The organism is Oleiphilus sp. HI0125 (genome assembly GCF_001635355.1).
Genome location: NZ_LWGF01000052.1, coordinates 1 through 1,099, shown reverse-complemented (window position 1 = coordinate 1,099; position 1,099 = coordinate 1). Strand labels below are relative to the sequence as shown.

The 1,099-nt window shown below is 44.2% G+C and carries 1 protein-coding gene and 1 pseudogene; both read left to right on the top strand.

The genetic code is table 11. The features are described 5' to 3' along the window. Positions 1 to 412, top strand: a pseudogene (locus A3762_RS00905) (aminomethyl-transferring glycine dehydrogenase subunit GcvPB); the annotation flags it as partial. Between the two features lie 76 nt (positions 413 to 488). Beyond that, on the top strand, positions 489 to 1,099 hold a 611-nt coding region (locus A3762_RS00900; RefSeq protein WP_369820650.1), incomplete at its 3' end, for a class I SAM-dependent rRNA methyltransferase.

Sequence of the window (1,099 nt, the reverse complement as noted above, 5' to 3'; positions counted from 1 at the left end):
TGAATATTCAACGCTTAATGCTAATTACATGGCGAAATTAATGTCCGATGCTGGTTTCAAGCTTGCTTATCCCGAGCGTCGTGCAACGCATGAATTCATTATCACCTTAAGCGAACAAGCGAAAGGCTTGGGCGTTAATGCTATGGATTTTGCGAAGCGCTTGTTGGATAAAGGCTATCATGCGCCGACCACTTATTTCCCATTATTGGTGCCTGAGTGTTTCTTAATCGAGCCGACTGAAACTGAGTCGATCGAAGAATTAGAGGGCTTCGTTCAAGCAATGGTTGAGATACAACAAGAGGCGGAAGAAAATGCTGATCTTGTTAAGCATGCACCTTACACGCAACCAGTAAAACGACTCGATGATGTGAAAGCAGCACGTGAGCTCGACGTCAACTACTGGGCAGACTAAAGTACATTTCAAATAATAACGCACACACTGATGTTAGGTGTGTGCGTTTTTTTTCGCCTAAACAGAGGCACTTTTCATGCAAACAATGATTTTACGAAAAGGCGCTGAAAAGCGTCTTAAGCAAGGCCACCTTTGGATTTACAGTAACGAGGTGGACGTCAAACAAAGCCCGCTAAAGCAATTCAGTGCGGGTGAGCAATGCCATGTGCAATCGCACTCGGGTCAGTTTTTGGGTGTTGCATTTGTAAATCCAAATACTTTGATTTGCGGCCGTTTATTCAGTCGAGATAAAAAAGCGATTTTTGACCGCTCTCTTTTTGCACATCGTTTAAATATTGCGTTGAGCTTGCGCGAAAAGCGCTTCGATGATGAGAGTTATCGGCTTGTGTACGGTGATAGTGATGGCATGCCAGGGCTTGCGATTGATCGATTTCAAGACGTACTCGTCGTGCAGATCTCAAGTGCTGGAATGGAACAGTTGAAAGCGGATATTACTGAAGTTCTTGAGAAGAAGTTAAAGCCGCGAGCCATTGTTTTTAAGAACGATGGGAAAATGCGAGAGAGCGAGGGTCTAGAGAGTTACGTTGAGCATGCTTTAGGTGATATCACTGAAGCAGAGTTGAGAGAAAATGGTGTTCGTTTTGTCGCCCCAGTTGTTGAAGGGCAAAAGACCGGATACTTTTATGA